This window comes from Alkalibacterium putridalgicola (assembly GCF_040959045.1).
Lineage (GTDB): Bacteria > Bacillota > Bacilli > Lactobacillales > Carnobacteriaceae_A > Alkalibacterium > Alkalibacterium putridalgicola.
In genome coordinates this window covers 1,742,518-1,758,954 of record NZ_CP162615.1, presented here as the reverse complement: position 1 = coordinate 1,758,954, position 16,437 = coordinate 1,742,518, and the positions used below count along the sequence as shown (strand labels likewise).

General features: G+C 39.2%; 19 protein-coding genes. 16 read left to right on the top strand and 3 right to left on the bottom strand.

Annotation, left to right across the window (positions count from 1 at the left end):
• Positions 1-31: 31 nt before the first annotated feature.
• The 10 genes from infC (at position 32) to pepF (ending at position 9,441) form a co-directional block, all read left to right on the top strand.
• Complete coding sequence (infC, locus tag AB4027_RS08335; protein WP_091487644.1) at positions 32-535, top strand: translation initiation factor IF-3; 504 nt, start codon at positions 32-34, stop codon at positions 533-535.
• 69 nt (positions 536-604) lie between these two features.
• Positions 605-805: a 50S ribosomal protein L35 gene (rpmI, locus tag AB4027_RS08330; protein WP_091487643.1), complete on the top strand. Its 201-nt coding sequence runs from the start codon at positions 605-607 to the stop codon at positions 803-805.
• Positions 806-845: 40 nt separating this feature from the next.
• Positions 846-1,205: a 50S ribosomal protein L20 gene (rplT, locus tag AB4027_RS08325; RefSeq protein WP_091487641.1), complete on the top strand. Its 360-nt coding sequence runs from the start codon at positions 846-848 to the stop codon at positions 1,203-1,205.
• A gap of 262 nt (positions 1,206-1,467) precedes the next feature.
• Positions 1,468-2,865, top strand: a complete 1,398-nt coding sequence (hemG, locus tag AB4027_RS08320) for a protoporphyrinogen oxidase (RefSeq protein ID WP_091487639.1) — start codon at positions 1,468-1,470, stop codon at positions 2,863-2,865.
• A gap of 134 nt (positions 2,866-2,999) precedes the next feature.
• Positions 3,000-3,743: an MBL fold metallo-hydrolase gene (locus AB4027_RS08315; RefSeq protein WP_091487638.1), complete on the top strand. Its 744-nt coding sequence runs from the start codon at positions 3,000-3,002 to the stop codon at positions 3,741-3,743.
• A gap of 14 nt (positions 3,744-3,757) precedes the next feature.
• Positions 3,758-4,777 (top strand): lipoate--protein ligase, encoded by a 1,020-nt coding sequence (locus AB4027_RS08310; protein ID WP_368644989.1) that lies wholly within the window; start codon positions 3,758-3,760, stop codon positions 4,775-4,777.
• Between the two features lie 292 nt (positions 4,778-5,069).
• Positions 5,070-5,477: a transcriptional regulator SpxA gene (gene spxA, locus AB4027_RS08305; RefSeq protein WP_091487634.1), complete on the top strand. Its 408-nt coding sequence runs from the start codon at positions 5,070-5,072 to the stop codon at positions 5,475-5,477.
• A gap of 201 nt (positions 5,478-5,678) precedes the next feature.
• On the top strand, positions 5,679-6,320 hold the full coding sequence (locus AB4027_RS08300) for an adaptor protein MecA (protein ID WP_368644988.1): 642 nt from the start codon (positions 5,679-5,681) through the stop codon (positions 6,318-6,320).
• A 117-nt stretch (positions 6,321-6,437) separates the two neighbouring features.
• A complete protein-coding gene (locus AB4027_RS08295) occupies positions 6,438-7,514 on the top strand; it encodes a competence protein CoiA (protein ID WP_368644987.1) in 1,077 nt (358 codons plus the stop codon).
• Positions 7,515-7,629: 115 nt separating this feature from the next.
• Complete coding sequence (gene pepF, locus AB4027_RS08290; protein ID WP_368644986.1) at positions 7,630-9,441, top strand: oligoendopeptidase F; 1,812 nt, start codon at positions 7,630-7,632, stop codon at positions 9,439-9,441.
• 121 nt (positions 9,442-9,562) lie between these two features.
• Here the strand turns inward: pepF and AB4027_RS08285 are convergent, their stop codons facing one another.
• Positions 9,563-10,183, bottom strand: a complete 621-nt coding sequence (locus AB4027_RS08285) for a DsbA family protein (protein ID WP_368644985.1) — start codon at positions 10,181-10,183, stop codon at positions 9,563-9,565.
• 278 nt (positions 10,184-10,461) lie between these two features.
• Positions 10,462-11,040 carry a CYTH domain-containing protein gene (locus tag AB4027_RS08280; protein WP_368644984.1) on the bottom strand — a complete coding sequence of 193 codons (579 nt, stop codon included), beginning with the start codon at positions 11,038-11,040 and terminating at the stop codon, positions 10,462-10,464.
• Positions 11,041-11,135: 95 nt separating this feature from the next.
• On the opposite strand from AB4027_RS08280, the gene AB4027_RS08275 reads away from it, so the two are divergent.
• From AB4027_RS08275 to AB4027_RS08255, 5 genes are read left to right on the top strand one after another with little or no spacing between them, the layout of a single operon-like run.
• Positions 11,136-11,756, top strand: coding sequence for a GTP pyrophosphokinase family protein (locus AB4027_RS08275; protein ID WP_368644983.1), 621 nt, complete (start codon positions 11,136-11,138; stop codon positions 11,754-11,756).
• 25 nt (positions 11,757-11,781) lie between these two features.
• Positions 11,782-12,609, top strand: a complete 828-nt coding sequence (locus tag AB4027_RS08270; protein WP_177165464.1) for an NAD kinase — start codon at positions 11,782-11,784, stop codon at positions 12,607-12,609.
• Positions 12,584-13,501 (top strand): RluA family pseudouridine synthase, encoded by a 918-nt coding sequence (locus AB4027_RS08265; RefSeq protein ID WP_368644982.1) that lies wholly within the window; start codon positions 12,584-12,586, stop codon positions 13,499-13,501. The genes AB4027_RS08270 and AB4027_RS08265 overlap by 26 nt, the downstream gene beginning before the upstream one ends.
• Positions 13,485-14,477 (top strand): ComEC/Rec2 family competence protein, encoded by a 993-nt coding sequence (locus AB4027_RS08260; RefSeq protein WP_368644981.1) that lies wholly within the window; start codon positions 13,485-13,487, stop codon positions 14,475-14,477. The genes AB4027_RS08265 and AB4027_RS08260 overlap by 17 nt, the downstream gene beginning before the upstream one ends.
• Positions 14,477-14,740 carry a hypothetical protein gene (locus AB4027_RS08255; RefSeq protein WP_368644980.1) on the top strand — a complete coding sequence of 88 codons (264 nt, stop codon included), beginning with the start codon at positions 14,477-14,479 and terminating at the stop codon, positions 14,738-14,740. Before AB4027_RS08260 ends, AB4027_RS08255 begins: the two co-directional genes overlap by 1 nt.
• Here the strand turns inward: AB4027_RS08255 and AB4027_RS08250 are convergent, their stop codons facing one another.
• A complete protein-coding gene (locus AB4027_RS08250) occupies positions 14,741-15,175 on the bottom strand; it encodes a GNAT family N-acetyltransferase (RefSeq protein WP_091487616.1) in 435 nt (144 codons plus the stop codon). It lies immediately after the preceding gene.
• Between the two features lie 137 nt (positions 15,176-15,312).
• Between AB4027_RS08250 and AB4027_RS08245 the strand changes: the two genes are divergently transcribed.
• Positions 15,313-16,431, top strand: a complete 1,119-nt coding sequence (locus AB4027_RS08245) for an AI-2E family transporter (protein WP_368644979.1) — start codon at positions 15,313-15,315, stop codon at positions 16,429-16,431.
• Positions 16,432-16,437: the final 6 nt, after the last annotated feature.

Here is a 16,437-nt window from a genome sequence, read left to right as displayed (position 1 = left end):
TACTTTGGAGGTGACCACCATAGCTAAAGACATGATTGTCAACGATCGTATTCGCGCTAATGAGGTACGGTTGATAGGTAAAGACGGTGAACAGATAGGAGTCATTTCACGTAACGAAGCATTGAGATTAGCAGAAGATGCCAGTATGGACCTGGTTCTTGTTTCTCCTAATGCTAAACCCCCAGTGGCTCGTATAATGGATTACGGAAAATATCGCTATGAACAACAGAAAAAAGAACGTGAAGCAAGAAAAAATCAGAAAATCGTCAATGTTAAAGAGATTCGTTTGAGCCCAACCATTGATGACCACGATTTCAACACTAAATTGCGTAACGCTCGTAAATTCTTGGATAAAGGCGATAAAGTAAAAGTTTCTATTCGTTTTAGAGGTCGAGCTATTACTCATAAGGAAATTGGACGTGAAGTATTAGAACGTATGGCGGAAGAAACATCTGATATTTCACAAGTTGAATCTAAAGCTAAAATGGATGGCCGCAGCATGTTCTTGATGCTCGCACCGAAAAGTGAGAAGTAATAAGCAATAGAATCATCACTTTATGATTCTGCTTAAAATTTTAGAGAAGAGTATTGGAGGAAAAGTATAATGCCTAAGCAAAAAACGCATAGAGGATCAGCAAAACGTTTCAAAAGAACAGGTTCTGGAAAACTAAAAAGAAGTCACGCAAAACGTAGCCATATGTTTGCGAACAAAACGCAGAAACAAAAACGTAAATTACGTAAATCTGCTATGGTTTCAGACAGTGATTACAAACGCATCAAACAGCAATTAGCTTACATGAAATAAAAATTTAGATTTCTAGGATTGTATTGAAGGAGGAAAAACAATGGCACGAGTAAAAGGTGGAGTCGTCACTCGCAGACGCCGTAATCGCGTATTAAAATTAGCTAAAGGATATTATGGTGCAAAACATCGCTTGTTCAAAGTTGCAAAACAGCAAGTAATGAAATCATATATGTATTCTTACAGAGACCGTAAGCAAAACAAACGTAATTTCCGTAAATTATGGATTGCACGTATCAATGCAGCGGCACGTATGAATGGTTTGAGCTACTCTAAATTCATGCACGGACTAAAAGTTGCAGGCATCGATATGAACCGTAAAATGCTGGCTGACTTGGCGATCAACGATGCAGCAGCATTCACATCATTGACAGATCAAGCTAAAGACGCATTAAACAAATAATAAAACTGGACCATATGATTTTGAGCATCGAATGCTCAAAGTCATATGGTTTTTTATTAATATAATGTTAACCGTATAGTAAAATAACTTTAATGTATTTTATCTGCTTCATGGTATAATAGAAAAGATTGCTTCAATTATAAGTGCTTTTCAAAATCCTCTTAGAATCAAATGCTCTAAGATAAGATAAAGAAAGCCTGGATTGATTTTAGTAATGAAGTAGAATCGTAAAAATATCATTATAGTATGTGAGGTATGACGAATGGACAAAAACAAAAAACGAATCGCCATTATTGGGAGCGGAGTGACCGGCCTCACTATTGCGTATCGCTTACAGCAGCAGGTCGATAAGGAAGAGCTACCTGTGGAAATAATCGTTTTAGAATCATCCATCCGTTCTGGAGGAAAACTGTATACCATGAAGTTTGGAGAAGAGTTTATTGATTTAGGAGCCGAGTCGATCGATACACGGCTACCTGAAGCAATGGAACTGATTAAAGAATTAGGCCTCAAGGATGAAATAGAGTTAAGTCAGAATGGCAAACAAGATGTGTATGCTTTCAATAAGTTGTATAACTTCGATTGTCCTACGTATAAAGGGATTCCCGTCAGGCGGACAGATATATGGAAGCTTGACTTGATTTCATTCCAAGGGAAATTGGATTTTTTAAGGAATACATATTTTTCCGGAAAAGAAGCGAATGAAGAAATCACAACCAAAGAGTACCTCGCACAACGTATCGGGGAAGAAATGGCTGAATATGCAGCCGAACCGTACTTTGCTAAAATCTATACAAGTGATATTGATGAGATCGGGATCCATGGATTCAATGAACCCATCGTAGAACTGGAACAGGAATACGGAACCTGGACAAAAGTTCTGGAGAACCACCCTGACATGCGTGATAGAGATGGTATGTATGCTACATTCAAAGAGGGACTGGAAACACTGACCAGAGAATTGACCGATAAAGTAAGCGGGAAAATAAGATTTTCCAAAAAGGTCACTGAAATAAAAAGAAGTATCAACAATACGTACATCCTTGATATAAATAAGAAAGAGCAGTTGAGAGTAGATTCCCTCGTTGTGGCAACGGATCCTGGATCTTATAATGAACTGTTCATAGACATCGAGTTAAGTGATTACTTCAAAGAAATCAAGATGGGGTCCGTGGGTTTTTTGCTGCTCAGCTTTCCAAAAGGTTCCTTGAAGAATCCGCCTAAAGGCAACGGGGTCCTGTCTGTCAGAAGGAATAATTCATATATTCAAAGCATTGTGTGGCTGAATAGAAAATGGAACCATTTTAAAGATAAGGACGAAGAGCTTTTGGGGATTTACTTCGGGCGTAGCGTAGACGGGGTCATGATGTCTTTAAGTAACAAGCAAATAGAAGAAGAAATCATCCAAGATGTGTCCAGCATGTTAAAAATCGATAGTGAACCCAACTACAAGATAATTAAGCGCTGGCCGAATGCTATTCCTCAGTTTACATTGACACACGAAGAAAAAAGAAAGAACTTGTTCGAGTTTTTGAGTGAAAAATATCCTGGTCTATATTTGGCCGGGAATGGAATCAAAGGATTTGGAATCAATAACTGTATAGCTCAAGCGAACGAAGTCAGCCAACAGGCTCTCGAACACCTTAAAAAAACAATATAGTATTTTTATAGCGTGATATTGAGTTGAATGGAAAAAAAACAACTAATTCTCTGTAAGAAAAAGAGATTTAGTTGTTTTTTTTTATGCTGAAACGTATTCTAGTAATAGAGATAAAGGAAAGAAGGGACAATATTATGAAGTTAACAGTGCTGGGTTACTATGGTGGTTATCCTACCAAAGGCGTAGGGACGAGTGCTTACCTAATTGAATCAGAGGGATTTCATCTTCTCTTAGATGCCGGCAGTGGAAGTCTGCTTGCCTTGGAAAAATATGTCGATCCTATAAAACTGGATGCTGTTCTGATCTCTCATTATCATCATGACCATATTGCTGATCTGGGTGTTCTGCAGTTCACACGATTACTAAAAAAAGACGAGCATGGGAATAAACCCCATCTGCTGCCAATATATTGTCACGATGAAGATAAAGATAGTTTTGCAAAAATGACATTTGAAAATGTCAGTCAGGGAATTGCTTATACAAAAGAACCAGAGCTGACGATCGGACCATTTAAAATAGAACATATGAAAACGATTCACCCTGTACCCTGCTATGCTTTTCGGATCACGGAGGAAAAAACAGGTAAAGCATTAGTGTTCACAGCTGATTCAGGTTATAAAAAAGATTTTATAGCCTTTTCAACAAAGGCTGACTTACTCCTTGCAGACAGCAATTTCTTCAGAGGGATGGAAAACCATTCTGTCCACATGACGGCTAAAGAATGTGGCAGAATTGCAGCTCGGGCCGGAGTGCAGAACCTGATGCTTACTCATTTGCCGCAAAAAGGCGATCTGAACCAGCTGGTCGCAGAGGCAAGGGAAGAAGCACCGGATGTGTCTGTACAACTGGCACAAAAAGATATGACAGTAACTATTTAAGAGGAGAGATATGGATGTATTATGTTAAGAATGAACGTGACGGTAAGGAAATACACGATCCTAAATTAAATTTAGCTATAGAGTATTATCTGCTCAATGAAGTGAAACTGGATGAACCGATATTGCTCTTTTATATCAATGACAATTCGATCATTATAGGAAGAAACCAGAACACATATGAAGAAGTCAATACAGCTTATGTGGAAGAGAACGGAGTAGATGTTGTCCGTCGATTTTCCGGAGGCGGGGCCGTGTATCATGACATGGGCGTCTTATGTTTCTGCTTCATTACTGAAGATGATGGTAATTCTTTCCGGGACTTTAAAAAGTTCACATCGCCAGTGATAGATGCTCTGCACCAGATGGGGGTAGAAGGGGCTGAATTAAAAGGTAGAAATGATCTGATCATAGATGGGAAAAAATTCTCCGGTAATGCCATGTATTCCAAGAATGGTAGAATGACTGCGCATGGAACCTTGATGTTTGATTCTCAAATCGAGGCAGTCGTTAAAGCACTGAAACCCAAAAAGCATAAGCTGGAATCAAAAGGTATAAAATCCATCCGCAGCCGTGTGACGAACATCAAACCCTTCCTTGATGATTCATATCAGTATATGAATGCCAAGGATTTCAGAGAACAGCTGCTTCTGCATATCTACGATACAGATTCCAAAGAAAATGTGAAGGAGTACGTCCTGACAGAAGAAGACTGGAAAAAAATCGATGCGTTTGCTGCTGAATATACAGCTAACTGGAATTGGAATTACGGCAAGTCACCTGCATTTGATATGGAGCGCAGCGAACGTCTATCTGTAGGGACAGTGGAAGTGAAGATGAATGTCAGAAAAGGTAAAATCGAAGATATCCGCATCTTCGGAGATTTCTTTGGCTTAGGTGAAATCGAAGACGTAGAAAAAGAACTGCAAGGTATACCCTATACCAAAGAAGCGATAAGAGATGCAATCAGTAAAGTAGATGTGAATAAATATTTCGGTAAAGTGGAGACTGAGGAGTTAGTCGATCTCTTTTACTGATCGTCAATAAAAATAAGAAGAGGTGTATTCGATGGACTGTCGTGTACACCTCTTTTTATTTGAATAGGCGTTTATTTATAATAATTATAAACAGTTAAAACACACAAAATTAAATTTGATTTTATAGACGACGTTGTTAAGGGTTTTTTTAAAAAAATATAAAATCGATATGTAAATTTGACAAAAAAAAGACAAAAAGGGGTTTACATTTTGTCACATTTAAGCTACTATTATAACTGTAGACAGATTCATTAGAAACTATTAATCAAACAAGCGAAGGGAGAAATACATAATGGTTACATTATTTACAACACCCAGCTGCACATCTTGTCGAAAAGCAAAGGCCTGGTTAGAGGAGTACGATATCCCTTACACAGAGAAAAACATGGCCCACACACCACTCGAAATCAATGAAATCAAAGCAATCATGCGTTTAACTGAGGATGGGACGGAAGATATCATATCTACACGTTCAAAAGCGTTTAAAGATCTGAACATCGATATAGACGAACTTTCAATGAAAGAATTATTTGTTCTGATCCAGGAAAATCCGACTTTGATCAGAAGACCGATAATCCTCGATGACAGAAGATTACAGATCGGTTATAACGAAGATGAGATCCGCCAATTCGTGCCTCGAGCAATCAGAGAAATAGAACTTCAAAAAGCACAGCAGTTGGTAGCACTAAAACAAAGCTGAATATAAAAAAGAATCGGCAAATCATTTGCCGATTTTTTTTTAAAAGTGAGAAAGGTATGATAATTATGAAAGTTGTGACTTGTATTTAAACAGTACCTTTTGTATAATAATTGGAGTGCAGTCTTTTCGACTGTACATTACCAGACAAGAAAATTTATCCCACAGGGACGTTTATTCCAAGGAAATGTGAGGTGTGGAATAATGGAAATTGAACATATCAACGATGATACGATTCGTGTAGTCATTGAAAATACTGATTTAGAAGAACGTGGTATCACTTTTCTTGATCTGCTGGGAAATCAGAAACAGATCGAAAAATTCTTTTATAGTATATTAGAAGAAGTGGATATCGATGAAGAATTTCAAGAATCTGAAGCAGTTACTTTTCAAGTCATGCCGAATAATAACGGATTAGAATTATTTATCAGTAAAGGGACCAATTTTAAAGAGGAAATAAATTCTTTGGACACGCTGAAGGACCAGTTAAATAAAAACGCGAATCAGAATGAAGAATCACTAGATGAAATTGATGAATACACTAAAGGTAATAACCCGACCAAAGAAGTAGTGGTTGCTTTAGAGAGTTTTGAACAACTGATAGCTTTATCTAAATCTCTGTATTTGGAAAGCGGGATGTCGACTCTTTACAGCTATAAAAACAAGTATTACCTCCACATAACATTCTTTGTCGAAGAAATGGTCGAAAAGACAAGTGATGAAGAACTGGCAGTTGCTCTTGAGTATGGAAACAAGACCAAAACAACACCTGAAGTATTAAATGAATATGCTGAAAAAATAATGGAAACAAACGCACTGGAATTGACACGCTATTACTTCAAATAAACTGAAAATCAATGAAGATCCTGCAGAATTTATTTCTGCGGGATCTTTTTTCGTTAAAAAATAAATAAACAGTAAATATTAATAAGTGAAGATAATAAAATGTGAAGAAGGGATAGCATGTTTACAGCAGTGGATAAGCAGCATAATTTAGTAACAGCGAACGAGTACACCAGAGAGAGTCAATGCTACTGCCCGGGATGCCGGGAAGAAGTGATATTCAAAAAAGGTGAAATCTATCAGGCTCATTTTGCTCATAAAAACAACAGTCGCTGCCAGATGTTCTCGGAAGGTGAGACAGCAGCACACATTGAGGGGAAATTACTTCTGTATCACTGGTTTAAAAAGGAAGAAATCACAGTTGAGCTGGAAGCCTATCTACCTGTATTGAATCAGAGACCAGATCTGCTGATTCAATATAACGGCGTTTCTGTGGCGGTCGAGTACCAGTGCAGTCCTATCTCAATAGAAAAAATCAGAAGCAGGACAGCTGGGTATGTACAGAATAATATAAAAGTGATCTGGATACTTGGTGAGAAATTAAAAGTGAATAAAACACTTTCCACGCGTCACTATGACTATCTTTTCGTGAATAAAAGTGGGGCATTCACTCTGTTTCAGCTCAATGAGAAAAAGCAGCAGCTTGAAGTTATCACAGATATTAGATGTTCCAATGCAGGACAGGCATTTAAGAGAAGCAGAGTCGATTTTGATGATGATATCTTCTATGTGAAAAAAATAGTTGAGCAACCAAACCACAACAGGGTTCCTGTTGTAAAGTCCAGAATAAATGAGGAAAAGAACTTATACCGACTTTCATATTATAAAGATAAAAGAGCAAGACGTTTTTTTGAACTTCTCTATTGTAATGATATGCATATAAAAACCTTACCTGATGTACTATTTTACAGTGTATCAAAGGAATGGTTCATCAGGACCTTATCGTATCAATGGAAACTGATAATCGTAATGTGGTTGGACGAACTGCACCCGACGCAGGTCATTACAGACGCCGGTCTCAGCCGAAAGATAAAAGAATGGGAGAACGAGGGAGAAATCATTTTTCATTATTTGCCGGATATAAAGCACAGTGTCCTGATCCAGCCATTGTTTCAGTTCATGGATCTTTTGTGTAACAAAGGTTATCTGAATGAAATAGCTGAGCGTAAATGGGTCCGCACTGAAACGATTTTATAACTATGAATATTTAATGAGTGAAGATAACGAAAAGATTAACAAACATAAAGATATTCTATTCGTTTTCAAATTATGTTATCATTAATATGTTGATAAAATTTTAGGAGGATATTTAATGGCTGAATCAAAAGCTTTACCCTTACGAGAAGAAATACCAGTCGAACAGACTTGGGATCTTACTGTCATCTATAAATCCGATGAGAAGTGGGAAGAAGACTTTAATGAGACTCAAAAATCAGTAGAAGAAGTGAAAACCTATCAGGGTCAATTAGCTTTCGGCAGCGGGACTTTCCTTGAAGCACTTGAAGCGATGTTGAATCTGTCAAGAAAAGTAAGCGCTCTTTATGTCTATGCGCACCTTAAAAATGATCAGGATACAGCGAATAGTACATATCAGGCGATGAATGACCGGGCACGCTACCTTGCAGCCTTGTCTCAGGAAGCGACGTCCTGGTTTGAACCTGAATTGATCGCACTGCCTGAAGAACAGCTATCCGGTTATTTTGATGAACAGGAAGAACTGAAACAATACAAACATTATATTACCCAGCTGACTGCAAACAAAGCACATGTTCTTTCAGCAGAAATGGAAGCACTGCTGGCAGCAGCAAGTGAAGTCCTGACCTCTTCCAGTCAGACCTTCAGTGTGCTGAACAACGCAGATCTGAAATTTCCAATGGTCAAAGGAGAAGACGGGGAAGAGGTCCAGTTGTCTCATGGGATGTATGGAGAACTTCTGGAAAGCACGGACAGAGAAGTAAGAAAAGAAGCCTTTGAAAAAATGTACGAGGTTTACGAAAGTTTCAAGAATACATTTGCCAGCACGCTCTCAGCAAATGTCAAGCATCATAATTATCAGGCTAAAGTCCATCATTATAATTCTGCAAGAGAAAGTGCCTTGTCAGATAATCACATACCTGAAGCCGTGCATGATACACTGATAGAAGTCGTTAATGATCATCTGCCGCTGCTGCACAGATACATGGATCTGAGAAAACAGGTCCTGGAACTGGATGAACTGCATATGTATGACTTATATACACCGATCACCGGTGAAGCCAGCCTGAAGTTCACATACGATGAAGCAAGAGACAAAACATTTGAGGGACTGGATGTTCTTGGTCCTGAATACAGAGCTGTACTCGACGATGCCTTTAACAGCCGCTGGATCGATGTCGTTGAAAATAAAGGGAAGCGCAGTGGTGCCTATTCTTCAGGTATGTATGATACTAATCCATATATCCTGCTAAACTGGCATGATTCACTCAATCATCTATATACACTCGTCCACGAGCTTGGACATAGTGCCCATAGCTACTTCACGAGAAAAAATCAGCCTTATGTTTATGGGAACTATTCGATTTTTCTGGCTGAAATTGCTTCAACGACCAATGAAAATCTGCTGACTGACTATCTCTTGGAGACAACAGAAGACCCTAAAGCAAGAGCTTACGTGCTGAACCATTATCTGGATGGGTTTAAAGGAACGGTATTCCGTCAGACACAGTTTGCAGAATTCGAACATTTTATGCATGAAGAAGCTGCAAAAGGCACGCCGCTTACAGCCGATTATTTGAGCGAAAGTTACAGAGAACTGAACAGCAAGTATTATGGTGATGCTGTTGAAAAAGATGAGGCCATTCAATATGAGTGGGCGCGTATCCCGCATTTCTACTATAACTACTATGTCTATCAATATTCTACAGGCTTCTGTGCCGCGACAGCTTTGGCTGATAAGATCCTTAACAAAGAAGAAGGGGCATTGGATAAATATCTGTCTTACCTGAAAGCAGGAAGCAGTGACTATCCGATCGAAGTAATGAAAAAAGCAGGCGTGGATATGACGGAAAGAGATTATCTGGAAAGAGCCATGAAAGTCTTTGAAGAACGACTGGATGAACTAGAAAAAGCGCTGGACTCTATTTAACTCATTAAATCATCAATGTGTTAGTTTTCTCTTTTATATCTTTTGAACACAATAAACAACCCGTCTCGAGCTGATCGCAATAGCTGAGGCGGGTTGTTTTTATATATTTAGATCAATGATCCTATACCATCTGAATCAGTGACAGATGCTTTGGCGTCGTTTTCTTGAGCTGGATCTTTTCATCAGAGAAACCGTGAAGTATCTGTTTAGTAATGACGGTATCTAAACGATAACCATATTCGTCATCGCCACTAGGATACAATACACAGGAGGGAGCGTTTTGTATATCCATTTCCTGTGCCAGTTTCTGATCTTTTTTGAATGCTGCTTTTGTAAAATCTGATTCGAAATCTTCTTCGAACATTTCCAGATCCAGTTTGATCAACTCGGCGATCTGAGTAAATAATTCTTTGGTAACATCTTTGCCTTCATTGATGACTTTATCCTGCAGCGCCATCAGGAATTTTCTGCCTTTTTTCTTGCCCTGCATCGAAGCGGCCTGAAAAGCTAAGCTGGCATGAAAAGAATCAGTGTAAAGCTGATTGCGATTGGATAACGTTTGGTTCTCTTTTTCTTTCATAATATTACCTATTGTATGGAAATTGAGTAATGGAATAAAACGCACCTTAACTTTTTCGTCTCGTTCATTGGAAAATGACTCTATAATTTTTTCGGTTTCATAACATGTTGTCCCCAAGGGATTTACAAATAAGAAAACTTCGATCATATTATTTAAAAACATCTTTAGCACACACCTAATTTGTATTTTTGTCAGTCATAACAGTTGTGATTCTTAATGGTTGCTTAATTTACTGCCGATACCCAACAGATTAAAATGAAACGGATTCTCGGGCAATAGTAATAGAGTTTCGAATATTTAATGTAAGCTGTAAAATCTTGTTGATTACATTATATAGACTAACAAATATATCAGGTATTTTGTAATGTTCTGCTTGATTACAGCATAAAAAAGACTGTTATTGTGACTAAAATGTCACAAACATCATAAATGTATGAAATCTAGTGGGCAGCATTAAAGGCACGGGCAATTTTATTTTGAGTCTCTCTTTTTGGAATAGCATGTTCTTTTAGGATCTGAGCAAACAATTTTTCACCCGTAGATTTTGAATCAGATTCCACTTCAAGTTCATAATCGATCTGATTCGAGTAATAACTCTTATCGAGTACGATAATGGAATGGGGGTTTTCAGCTTCAAGACGTTCGGTTTTCAGCTGGGCAATCTTGAAAACATCCTGATCGATCTCAATGCCCTCCTGAACCAGAACGGTGTGAATAGCTTCAGGAAGAGAAAACGATCCGGCTGTAATCAGTTCCCTGGCTTTTACTGGAGTCATATCCAGGGTCGTTTCAGTGTGATGTCCTTCAAAAGGTGTTTTGAGCGTCATTTCAGCTGAGCTGTCTTTTATACGGATACGGAGTGCGCAACGTGCATCTTTTAACTTGGCGTCTTGCGTATCGAAATAATAATTTTCCTGAATAACAGGAGAGGACACATCAGCAAAAAAAATGGTCTTTAGTTTATCGTATTCCTGCTGAGTTAAAAGGTTTTTGTACTCGATTTCTACTTCTTGTCTCATATTGATTATTAAACCCCTTGCTACGGTATTTTTTAAAAATATGTTACAATGATATCAATAATATTGACTAAATTAAAGTAAAGAAGGTATAGGATATGAATAGAGATTGGGAACTTTTCCTGCTTCCTTACAGACAGACAGTGGATGAACTGAAAGTTAAACTTCGCGGCCTGAGAGGAATGTATCAGTTGAGGAAAGAACACGGGCCGATTGAATTCGTCACCGGTAGAGTGAAACCGATAAAGAGTATTATAATGAAATCAAGAACAAGAGGTATTTCTTTAGATAAACTGGAGACTGATATGGAGGATCTGGCAGGCATAAGGATCATGTGCCCGTTCGTGGAAGATATTCATGACGTCGTATCTATGCTGAAGAACCGGAATGATTTAACAGTTGTTTATGAAAAAGATTATGTCACCAATAAAAAAGACAGCGGGTATCGTTCCTACCATCTGATATGTGAATATCCTGTCCAGCTGATCGATGAAGTAAAAATGGTTTTAGTGGAAATCCAAATCAGAACCCTTGCTATGAACTTCTGGGCTTCCATCGAGCACTCGCTGAATTATAAATATCAGGGAGAATTTCCTGAAGAAATCAATACCCGATTACAGAAAGCGGCAGAATCAGCTTTTCAGTTAGATGAAGAAATGTCTACGATCAGAGAAGAAATCAAAGAAATCCAAAAAAACTTCCGTTATTCTCAAGAGTAATTGACGTAAAGGAAGGAAAATCAACGTGAAAATAGCCATTGTACAGAATAATACTCAGGAATCATTACCTGTCGTAAGGCAGCTTAGAGAACTGCTAAATGAATCAGAATTGGAAATCGTAACTCAAAAACCGGATATCATCATTTCAGTTGGCGGAGACGGGACGTTATTGTCCGCTTTTCACCGTTACGCACATTTACTGGACAGTGTTCGTTTCATCGGTGTGCACACAGGACATTTAGGGTTCTATACCGATTGGAGACAGTACAACCTGAAAGAACTGGTCAACAGTCTGGAAAACGATAACGGTGAATTCATCCAGTATCCGCTTCTGGATGTTGAGGTCGTATATAAAAGTAGACACAAGAACAAGCATTTTCTGGCATTGAATGAATCCATCGTCAAAATCACTGACGGCACACTTGTTGGAGATGTCTATATCAAAGAAGAACACTTTGAGCGGTTTAGAGGTGATGGCTTATGTATTTCTACGCCAACAGGTTCAACCGGCTATAATAAATCGATCGGTGGAGCAGTCCTCCATCCAAGACTGGAAGCCCTACAGCTGACTGAAATCGCGTCTTTGAATAATCGCATTTTTCGAACACTCAGTTCGCCGATGATCATAGCACCGGATGAATGGATAAAAATCAAACCGATCGATACGAACACATTCACTTTAACGATAGATCAGTTAGTTTCATCAGAAACTGATGTTGATTACATACGTTTTCAAATTGCAAAAGAACGTATCCGATTTGCTCAATATCAGCATACGCATTTCTGGGATCGTGTGGAAGACGCATTTTTAGGAGCTAAAACGAATAATGAAAATCGAATGGACAGTCACTAGTCAGTCCCCTATGACATTAAAATCATTTTTAAAAACGAAACGTATTTCCAAGCGTCTGCTTGCGAAAGTCAAGTTTCAGGGAGGTCGTCTGGAAGTTAATCAGGAGCTGAGCAGGGTCAGAAAACAGGTATCAGAAGGGGATCGCGTTTCTCTTAGCTTGCCGGATGAGCCTGCAAATGACCACTTGGAGATCTCAGACAAGAAAATCGTTGTCTTGTTTGAGGACGAACATTTTCTTCTGGTCGACAAGCCAAGCAACGTTCCTTCTGTACCCTCATCACTTTACAGGAATCACACGATGGCTAACCGTGTAAAAGGTTATATTGAAAAAAAGGATTATCGTCATAAAACGATACACATCGTTACACGATTAGATAAAGATACTTCAGGAGTTATGATTTTTGCCAAACATGGCTTAGCACACTCTTATCTGGACCAGCTCTTAAAAGGAAAAGAATTATACAAGGAATACGTTGCGTTTGTAAATGGGAAACTCGAGAAACGATGGGACCTCATAGACAGACCGATCGGTCGTATGGAGGATTCTATAATAAAAAGACAAGTGGTTGAAACCGGAAAACCTTCAAAAACTGAATACTGGGTAAAAAAGAGGTACAGGGACTCGACACTGGTTAAAATTCAACTGCATACGGGACGCACACATCAGATCAGAGTGCATTTTTCTGATATCGGCCATGCTTTGCTGGGGGACACCCTTTATAATCCGGGATCGGCTGAAAAGTGGATAGACAGACAGGCTCTTCATTGTGCTAAAGTCGTTTTTGACCATCCATTCACTGGCAAAGAACTTTCAGTGGAATCCCCCTTACCAGATGATTTAAAGAGATTATCTAATCAATTGGAGAGTGTGAGCAGTGAAAAGAAAAGTTAAACGAAAAAAAACAACGAAAAGTGGCAAACGATCTGTTCTGCTGACAACACTACTTGTTAGTGTTGCTTTTTTATTGGGATCGTGGGCAGAAAGGAGTAACCTATCCTTTCAATGGATCGATACTTATGTAAGTGAAATAAAAGTGTATATAAGGTCCATCCCTATTCCATTTACTGACGATGAGATAAAAGGAAATACAGCTGAACTGCATTTTTTTGACGTTGGCCAAGGTTCAGCGACACTGCTGCAGGCCCATGACGGAACAACTATTCTGATCGATACCGGAAGATATGATGACAGCGAGCCTAGGATCATCAATTATCTTAATGATGAGATCGGTGTAGGGGGTAAGATCGACCTTATGATTTTCACTCACAATGATGCCGATCATATTGGTAATGGGGATATCGTCCTGGAATATTTTCAAGTAGAAGAAGTTTGGATGAATGGCATGGATCATACCTCTCAAACCTACAGTGATGTATTGGATGCAATGCTGGACACAGACGTAGCATACAAAGAACCCAAAGCCGGAGATGAAGCCGAAGTGGGACCTTTCTCGATTCAGGTCCTGCATCCTCTTTTAAATGAAACAGAAGAGAATCAGAATGACGAGTCGATCGTTACGCGTATCGCAATAGGGGATACATCTCTTGTACATTCTGGAGATGTGGATGCGCAAGTGGAAAAACGCATGATATTAGATAATCCAGCCTCGCTGCAGTCGGATATCATGGTTTTAGGGCATCACGGCTCAAGCACCAGTACAAGTATAGAGTGGCTGGAAGCAGTTGAGCCTAAAGTGGCTGTCTATCAGGCAGGCCCTGATAATCATTATGGCCATCCTCACAAAGAAACGATAGAGAAATTTACTGATCGTTCCGCTGCGTTACTTGGAACAGACACACATGGGACGATCCAGATCAACGTGACAAAGGATGATCAGCTGGAGATTTTAACTGAGGAGGGAAACTGATGTATGTGGTGTTAGAAGAAATAGAAGGCGAAACCGCCCGTCTCGTTCCCGATTCATCTAAAGAGCCTCTATATGTACCGGTTGGGGAACTCCCCGAAGATTACGAACTCGGGGATGTTTTTCTCGTTGAGAAGAAACAGGACCGGGCAGCTATTTACTTGAAGAGAGATATCAAAGAAAAAGAAAGAAGACTTGAGGTCAACCGCTGTAAAAGAAAAAGGCTTCTTAATAAGTCGCTTAATAAGAAACCGGATAAACACTGATTATATTTTTTTCTGCATAAAATGATGAGGGATGCCGGCATCTAAAAAACCTTCACCGTGGACTGTAAATCCTTCTTTTTCATAGAAAGAAATGGCGTGGTCTTGTGAATCCAGAATAAGGCTTGAACCATGCAACTGCTCTTTGGCGATTTTCTCGATATGTTTAAGCAGCAGTCTTCCCATACCTCGTTTACGATAAGGTGAAAGAACGGCTACCCGCTGAACCTTGACAGAATTATCAGCCTTTTTCAGTAAACGAGCGGTACAGACAGGTTTATCATCTTCATAACCGACGATATGCAGCGTCTGATCTTCTAATTCGTCTATCTCCAAGGATGGATCCACTTTTTGTTCCTCGATAAACACTTCTGCTCTGATAGCGATCGAATCACGATAGACTTCAGATAATATATCTGTGGTTGTTTTAAAATCCATACTATCCCTCTTTTCTGAAATTATGTCTTACTATAGCAATATTTACGTTTGTCGTCAATGTATCACCGAACTTACTCTTTCAATAGAAGGCTGTGTCGCTTATAATGTAAGAGAAACAAGTAAAAGAGGGGGATAAAGTGATCAACTGGAAAGAATCTAAATTAATGTTCTGGACAGTATGGCTCTTAGCAGCAGCCATACTCATTTACGTGCTTCAACGTATTGATTTTATATTAAATCCTTTAGTCGGCATTCTAACTGCGTTATTTATGCCACTGCTGATAGCGGGATTCCTGTATTATTTATTGAATCCTTTAGTCGAACTGCTGGAACGTTTTAGAGTAAAACGGATCATCGGCGTGGCTGTCGTGATGATCTTACTGATCGGATTTATTGCTCTATCGATCCTTCTCGGCATACCTATGCTCATTGAACAGACTTCCAATCTGATTTCCGGTATACCAATGTTTATCAGTGAACTGGAAATATACGCTAATCGTTTAGCTGAAGAGCCATGGATGCAGCAGATCGATATCACTATGGCTCTTGACAATCTTGAAATATGGTTGAGAGATATCGGATCGCGTTTCCTGTCTGGAATGGCTTCAGGTGTCGGCAGTGCTATCCAGGCCTTCACGGAACTGGCCTTTCTGTTTATTACAGTACCGGTGATCTTATTCTATATGCTTCATGACGGTCATAAATTTTTGCCTCTTGTAGTAGACATGACTCCTGCAAAATACAAAAAAAATATAAAAGAAATGATCATTCAGACAGACAATACCATTTCAAGCTATATCAGCGGAAAAGGTTTGGCCTCTTTACTGGTTGGGGTACTGCTCTTTTTTATGTATTCCATCATAGGTTTGCCTTCCGCTTTCCTGCTGTCATTTTTTGCCGCTATCACTAATTTCATACCATATGTCGGTCCGTTTATCGGAGCAGGACCAGCAATCGTTGTCGGACTGATCGAATCTCCTGCACGGGCCATACTGGCTGCTGTTTTTGTACTCGTCGCACAGCAGCTGGATAGTAACTTATTCACACCGTTCCTTGTCGGGAAGTCCCTGGCTATCCATCCGCTGACTGTCATACTGGTACTGCTGGCTTCTGCCAATATAGCAGGGCTTATCGGGATGCTGATCGGGGTCCCTGTTTTTGCGATCCTGAAAACGATCGGGACATACCTGATCAAAATGTATCATGAACAGAAACTGATTAAGTATTCAATAGACAAAAATAATTTTAAAGAGTAAGGACGT

What these genes read in the sequence shown, in the direction of transcription:
- infC (WP_091487644.1), top strand. Translation starts at nt 32, where the DNA reads ATGATTGTCAACGATCGTATTCGCGCTAATGAGGTACGGTTGATAGGT.
- rpmI (WP_091487643.1), top strand. Translation starts at nt 605, where the DNA reads ATGCCTAAGCAAAAAACGCATAGAGGATCAGCAAAACGTTTCAAAAGA.
- rplT (WP_091487641.1), top strand. Translation starts at nt 846, where the DNA reads ATGGCACGAGTAAAAGGTGGAGTCGTCACTCGCAGACGCCGTAATCGC.
- hemG (WP_091487639.1), top strand. Translation starts at nt 1,468, where the DNA reads ATGGACAAAAACAAAAAACGAATCGCCATTATTGGGAGCGGAGTGACC.
- AB4027_RS08315 (WP_091487638.1), top strand. Translation starts at nt 3,000, where the DNA reads ATGAAGTTAACAGTGCTGGGTTACTATGGTGGTTATCCTACCAAAGGC.
- AB4027_RS08310 (WP_368644989.1), top strand. Translation starts at nt 3,758, where the DNA reads ATGTATTATGTTAAGAATGAACGTGACGGTAAGGAAATACACGATCCT.
- spxA (WP_091487634.1), top strand. Translation starts at nt 5,070, where the DNA reads ATGGTTACATTATTTACAACACCCAGCTGCACATCTTGTCGAAAAGCA.
- AB4027_RS08300 (WP_368644988.1), top strand. Translation starts at nt 5,679, where the DNA reads ATGGAAATTGAACATATCAACGATGATACGATTCGTGTAGTCATTGAA.
- AB4027_RS08295 (WP_368644987.1), top strand. Translation starts at nt 6,438, where the DNA reads ATGTTTACAGCAGTGGATAAGCAGCATAATTTAGTAACAGCGAACGAG.
- pepF (WP_368644986.1), top strand. Translation starts at nt 7,630, where the DNA reads ATGGCTGAATCAAAAGCTTTACCCTTACGAGAAGAAATACCAGTCGAA.
- AB4027_RS08285 (WP_368644985.1), bottom strand. Translation starts at nt 10,183, where the DNA reads ATGTTTTTAAATAATATGATCGAAGTTTTCTTATTTGTAAATCCCTTG.
- AB4027_RS08280 (WP_368644984.1), bottom strand. Translation starts at nt 11,040, where the DNA reads ATGAGACAAGAAGTAGAAATCGAGTACAAAAACCTTTTAACTCAGCAG.
- AB4027_RS08275 (WP_368644983.1), top strand. Translation starts at nt 11,136, where the DNA reads ATGAATAGAGATTGGGAACTTTTCCTGCTTCCTTACAGACAGACAGTG.
- AB4027_RS08265 (WP_368644982.1), top strand. Translation starts at nt 12,584, where the DNA reads ATGAAAATCGAATGGACAGTCACTAGTCAGTCCCCTATGACATTAAAA.
- AB4027_RS08255 (WP_368644980.1), top strand. Translation starts at nt 14,477, where the DNA reads ATGTATGTGGTGTTAGAAGAAATAGAAGGCGAAACCGCCCGTCTCGTT.
- AB4027_RS08250 (WP_091487616.1), bottom strand. Translation starts at nt 15,175, where the DNA reads ATGGATTTTAAAACAACCACAGATATATTATCTGAAGTCTATCGTGAT.